Genomic DNA, 6,000 nt, shown 5'->3' with positions numbered 1-6,000 from the left:
CTTTTCGCAAATAGTTCCAAGCGGCGGCTCCCAGCCGTCGGAGAACTAAAAAAGGAGCCGCCGGAACTACCGTTCCGCTCCGCTCCACTTTCGCGAAATCCCCCGTTTAACGAATAGATTTTAACTATTATAAGCCAAAAAGCCGATTTTGTCAATCAAAATATATTTTCAGGACTTTGATCATCAGGGCTTCGATCCGATCCCCCATTTTTGCTCTCCATCGGTTTTACTTGCATCATTTTCTCTTTTGTGCTAAACTTGTGTACAGTTCGTAGCAAAAAGGAGGCTGCGGCAGTACAATAGAATATGGAAAAAGCGCCATGCACCTTTTCCCGTACGGGATTGAGGAAAAGGTTAACGAGGTGAAGAGATAATCGAGATTTTCGGCGGGTACTCTTCCATGCCGTTCCGGGCGTGTGATGTATTTTGAAATATGCGGGTAACTGCAAAACAGCCAAAATACAACCGGAGCAGTCTTTTTTTGTGTACCCTTTTTTCGGATACCAAAAGGACTTTAAGCAATAGACCAGAAATTTGTTTTATGAAGGAGAAAATTGAATATGTGTGGAATTATCGGCTATACCGGGCCTTTGCAGGCACGGGATGTTGTGTTGCAAGGATTACACCAGTTGGAGTACAGAGGCTATGACAGCGCAGGAATGGCGCTTTTAACCGATGAGGGAGAAATCTATCTGCGCAAGAAAGTGGGCCAGGTGGATGCGCTGGAGGCGGTCTGTGAGCCGGTTATTCCCTCCCACTGTGGCATCGGTCATACCCGCTGGGCGACTCACGGCGGTGTGACGGATGCCAACGCGCATCCCCATGTGGTGGGCAAGGTGATTTTGCTGCACAACGGGATTATTGAGAACTACCACACGATCAGCCGCCAGTTCGGCTTTGAAGGAATGGCTACCTCAGAGACGGATACGGAAGTGGCCGCCCAGCTGATCAACTACTATTACGAGGAAACCAAGAGCCCCTATGAAGCCATCCGCAAAGCGATTCATATCATTGAGGGCTCCTATGCTTTTTGCATTTTGTTTGCCGATATTCCCGGAACGGTTTACGCGATCCGCAACGTAAGCCCGCTGGTGGCGGCTACGTCCTCCCAGGGGTCTTTCATCGCTTCCGATGTGACGGCTTTGATTCCTTATACCAAACAGTATTTTGCCGTTCCGGAGCAGCATATCCTGACGATCACGGAGGATGCGATCTGCGTGGAAACCTTGGAGGGAACGGTTGTGGAGCCGGAAGTGCTGGAGGTTACCTGGGATGTGGAGGCGGCCCAGAAGGGCGGCTACCCACACTTTATGCTGAAAGAAATTCATGAGCAGCCGGAAGTATTCCGCAATACCGTTTTGCCGCGTCTGAGGGATGGACTGCCGGATTTTGAGGCGGAGGCGATCCCGGATGCCCTTTTAAAAAATTGCAGGTCGATTCAGGTCATTGCCTGCGGCACAGCAATGTATGCAGGGATGGTTGGCCGCGCGATCATCGAGATGCAGCTGCGGATTCCGGTTACCGTTTCCATTGCCTCGGAGTTCCGCTATGACACCCCCTTGATCGATGAAAACACCTTGGTAATCGTGGTCTCCCAGTCCGGTGAGACCATCGACACGCTGGCGGCTCTGCGCCTGGCAAAGGAATGCGGATGCAAGGTTTTGTCCATCGTTAATGTTAAAGGCTCTACAATCGCCAGAGAAAGCGATTACGTGCTCTACACCCATGCAGGCCCGGAAATTGCCGTTGCCAGCACAAAGGCCTATATGGTACAGCTCTCCGTCTTCTACCTGATCGCTGCGCGGATGATGCTGGTACGCGGTACTGCGGATGAAAAGGATGTGCGGGATTTTATTGCGAATCTAGTCTCGTCAGCGGATCTGATCGAGAATGCGCTGCAGCAGGAAGAGAGCCTCCGCAAGCAGGCGGAAAAGATGGCGTTTTCCAAGGATGCTTTTTATATCGGCCGTGGTCTGGATTACGCGTTTTCTCTGGAGGGAGCGTTAAAGTTAAAGGAAATCTCCTATATCCATGCGGAAGCATATGCGGCCGGCGAGTTGAAGCATGGAACCATCGCCTTGATTGAATCCGGCGTGCCGGTGATTGCTTTGGCGACGCAGGATAAAATATTCAATAAAACCATCTCTAATATCCGTGAAGTAAAAGCCCGCGGCGCCTACGTGATTTTGATCACCAAACAAGGGGTCTCTGTCTCCGATGAGGTCTGCGATGTCCATTTGGAGATTCCTGTGAAGGACGACCGGTTTACCGTGTTCCCCTGTGCGGTCCTCTGGCAGCTTCTGGCTTACTACACGGCCTATGTCAAGGGTTACAATATGGATAAACCGAGAAATCTTGCAAAATCCGTGACGGTGGAATAAAAGCTGGTAAAAAATAGAGGAACAAGGGGAGAGCCCTTTCCGTGTCAGCCGTTGAGCTGATCCGAAAGGGACTCTCCCCTTGTTCATTTCATAGGAAATCCAGTTTGAAGTTCCTATGTTTACTGTCAAAATCCTTTTGTTTTTACTCTTAAAGGCAGAGAAAACGGAACGATCCCTCTGATCTGCGTATTTCCGTTAGAATAGAAAAAGCATCACGCAGATGATCGGCAATGCCACCAAGAAAAGCAGCATTAATACGGAAGGAACCGATTCCTTTCCGCTCGTCTGACTTCTTTTCCCTTGTATTTCTTCCAAAAATCTGACTTCCTTTCTTTGTTTATCCATGTCATGTGACTGAAGTCAGAATACCAAAAAGCTGTGAACATCCAGTGAAAGAAATCTTAGGATTTTCTTTCACTCATTGGGCGGCTTGCCGCTCTTCCTTGATCCGGATAAAGTCCAGAATGATCTGAACGGAACCGTCCACTCCGGCCAGCGTGCTGTTCAGACAGAGATCGTAGCTGCCTGCGCTGCCCCATTTTTTATTCGAATAATAGTTGTAGTAATTGGCTCTCTTTTTATCGGTTTTTGTGATCAAATCCATGGCTTTATCTTTCCCGATCTGGAAATGATCAGCCACCCGTTTGACTTTGTCTTCCATATCCCCACAGATAAAGACGCTGGTAACATTGGGATAGGACGCCAGGGCATAGTCGGCGCAGCGCCCGACGATCACGCAGGATTCTTGTTTGGCCAGCTTCTGTATCGTATCAAATTGTGCCAAAAACACTTTCTGGTTCAGCGGTACGTCCATATAACCGGATACCGGCTGGCCAATGCCGTGGGTATCCATGACCAGCGAATAAAAGAAGCTGTTGACCGGTCGCTCGTCCTGCTTCTCAAAAACCTCCGGGCAAAGCCCGCTCTCCTTGGAAGCCATGGCGATCAGCTCTTTGTCATAACAGGTGATGCCCAATTTTTTCGCCAGCTTCTCTCCGATTTCTTTTCCGGCGCTTCCGTACTCTCTTCCTATTGTGATAATGCGGTTTCCTTTCATATTTGAAATCGCTCCTTTCTATCCAGAATGATATAAACTGATGCGGACAGGTCCCGAAGGGCTCAAAACGACGTAAAAAATTGATCTTGAACCAGCGGAAAGTCCGGATGATCATGTAACAAAGCGTACGGCCAAAGCCGGAACACGCCTGACCCTCAAATATAATAATTATTATATCAGAATTTTCTATTATCTTCAAGGAAAAATCGAAAAAAGAAGGCTAACTGTGGTGTTTTCCATCAGGTAGCCTTCTTTTGTACACCAATAGGACGAAGCTACTGGTGACCGGGACAAAACGTTTATTTTGCGTTCTGTTTCTGACGGCTCAAAGTCTTCACTCCGTCCACGGCCAGGACAACGGCGAGCACGATCAGCAGAACGGAAAGCACCGCACGGACGCCGCACCAGCCGGCTTCCGGCCCGCTGAGTCCGACAATGTTGGTCTTCAGCGTAAATACCAGTGAGGTAAGGGTAACAACCAGCATAAAGAACATCGGGAAGATAAACATCTTGTTATTCTTTCCGACTTTGCCAAGCCAGGTTGCCACTCCCATCAAACCAAGGGCAGCCAACAGCTGGTTCGCCGCTCCGAACAGCGCCCAGATTTTAGCGTATCCGGTCATGCCGAGGCCGATGCCTGCGACAACCGTAATCAGGGTCGCTACCAAAGGATTGGTCAGAACTTTCTTATAACCCGTGGCGTCCGCAGGGGTCTGTCCGGATTCCAGCCAGAATTCCTGGAACATGTAACGGGCCAGTCGGGTCGCGGTATCCAGCGAGGTCAGGCAGAATGCGGACACAGCTAATACCAAAAGCGAGTAGCAGATACTCTCCGCTCCCTGCAATCCGGCGGCTGCAACCATCTTCGAGATGCCGCTGGCAAATACGACTGTGGGTGTTACGGTTTCTCCGGCCGAATAGGAGGACCAGATATATCCGACCGCACACAGAGAAATAATGGCCAGAGCGCATTCGATCAACATACCGCCGTAGGCAATCGGACGGGCATCTTTTTCACTGTTCAGCTGTTTGGCTGTGGTGCCGGAGCCGACCAGTGAATGGAAGCCGGAAATAGCGCCGCAGGCGATCGTGACAAACAGGGCGGGGAATAAGTATCCCAAAGAGCTGCCCGTAGGAGCTAAGGAATCATAAAATCCGGTGAATGCCGGCATATCCAGGGTGGGATGTGCTCCGATAATCCCGACTACCGCCACAATCATCATGAAGTAAAGCAAAAACGAACTCAGATAGTCACGGGGCTGCAGCAGAATCCAGACCGGTGTCACCGACGCAATTGTGATATAGATACCGACAATAATCATCCAGGTATTGCCACTCAGGTAAATCGGATGCCAGTTCAGGCCGATCGCCATGCAGACAATGATGGCAGCCACACCGATGACCGTGGATACGGCCAGAGAAGCATTCCGACGGTAAACCAAAAATCCAAATACAACTGCAATGAGAATGAACAAAAGAGAGATCATGGCCGTGCTGGCGTTGGCTGTGCTGGCCTCGATATCCACCAGACCGGCTTCCGTGTAGGTAGCTTTAAAGGTATTGGCCACAATGGAGGCAAAGGCCGCAACCACCAGGATCAGCGTCAGGTAAGAAAATACGATGAACAGTTTCTTGGCCCGGCTGCCCATGCTGTCGGCAATTACTTCTCCGATGGACTGTCCTTTGTGGCGGATCGAGGCAAACAGGGCGCCAAAATCGTGAACCGCGCCAAAGAAGATGCCGCCGATCAATACCCAAAGCAGAACCGGAACCCAGCCAAATACGGCGGCCTGGATCGGTCCGTTGATCGGGCCTGCGCCTGCGATAGACGAAAAATGGTGTCCCATCAAAACCGGAGCCTTGGCAGGGACATAATCCTTACCATCCTCCAATTCGTGGGCCGGTGTTACGCGTTTTTCATCGACGCCCCATTTTTCGGCAAGCCATTTGCCGTAGGTGACGTAAGCGATGAGTAAAACCACGATGCCGACAACTAAAAGAACTACTGCATTCATGAAATTCCCTCCTCCTTATTTTGTCTTCATGAATATCTTTTTCATTAATTTCGCATTGCTCCGGCCGCTTCGGTTGGTATCCACAAGATCGGAACCAGCCTGCAGCAGAACGGTATGGAAATCCATCCATCCATACAGCGAAAAACGAAAACTTTTGTAAAGCCGGCAGCGTTTCAGCGCTTTCCTTGCTTCCGGCGTACAGCTGTCACATAAAAAGACGGCTGTCAGATAGGTATACATGTGCCCGGGTTCCGGATGAATCCGCGCCATTCCTTTTTCATATACGAATTTCTCGCACTCCCGGTAACGCTCCTCCGTCAATTCCGGCAGGGAGAACAGATAGACATACTCATTGCAGTCTGCACTCCACAGCTTGGCTTTTTTCAGAAGAACATATTTTTCAGAATGGACATAAAAATTACAGCGCGCGACGAGAGGCACGTCCCAATCCTCTTCTTCACACCGCTCGGTATCAAAATATGCCGAATAGCTTTGAAGCAGCGTATTCAATATCTCTTCTCTGGACAATGGCAATGACATTCTCGTC

General features: G+C 49.9%; 4 protein-coding genes. 1 reads left to right on the top strand and 3 read right to left on the bottom strand.

All coding sequences use genetic code 11. The features are described 5' to 3' along the window. Positions 1-560: 560 nt before the first annotated feature. Positions 561-2,381, top strand: a complete 1,821-nt coding sequence (gene glmS, locus MUB23_RS13750) for a glutamine--fructose-6-phosphate transaminase (isomerizing) (RefSeq protein ID WP_244801166.1) — start codon at positions 561-563, stop codon at positions 2,379-2,381. Between the two features lie 418 nt (positions 2,382-2,799). Here glmS and MUB23_RS13745 read toward each other — a convergent pair whose 3' ends face one another. The 3 genes from MUB23_RS13745 to MUB23_RS13735 form a co-directional block, all read right to left on the bottom strand. Further along, the gene (locus MUB23_RS13745; protein ID WP_244801165.1) at positions 2,800-3,438 is read right to left on the bottom strand and encodes a cytidylate kinase-like family protein; all 639 of its coding nucleotides are present in this window, start codon (positions 3,436-3,438) and stop codon (positions 2,800-2,802) included. A gap of 299 nt (positions 3,439-3,737) precedes the next feature. Beyond that, positions 3,738-5,453, bottom strand: a complete 1,716-nt coding sequence (locus tag MUB23_RS13740; protein ID WP_244801164.1) for a carbon starvation CstA family protein — start codon at positions 5,451-5,453, stop codon at positions 3,738-3,740. A 15-nt stretch (positions 5,454-5,468) separates the two neighbouring features. Continuing rightward, complete coding sequence (locus tag MUB23_RS13735; protein WP_244801163.1) at positions 5,469-5,993, bottom strand: hypothetical protein; 525 nt, start codon at positions 5,991-5,993, stop codon at positions 5,469-5,471. Positions 5,994-6,000 lie beyond the last annotated feature (7 nt).

It is taken from the genome of Cuneatibacter sp. NSJ-177, from assembly GCF_022867805.1.
GTDB lineage: Bacteria > Bacillota > Clostridia > Lachnospirales > Lachnospiraceae > Pseudolachnospira.
This window is presented reverse-complemented; position numbering and strand designations above follow the sequence as displayed.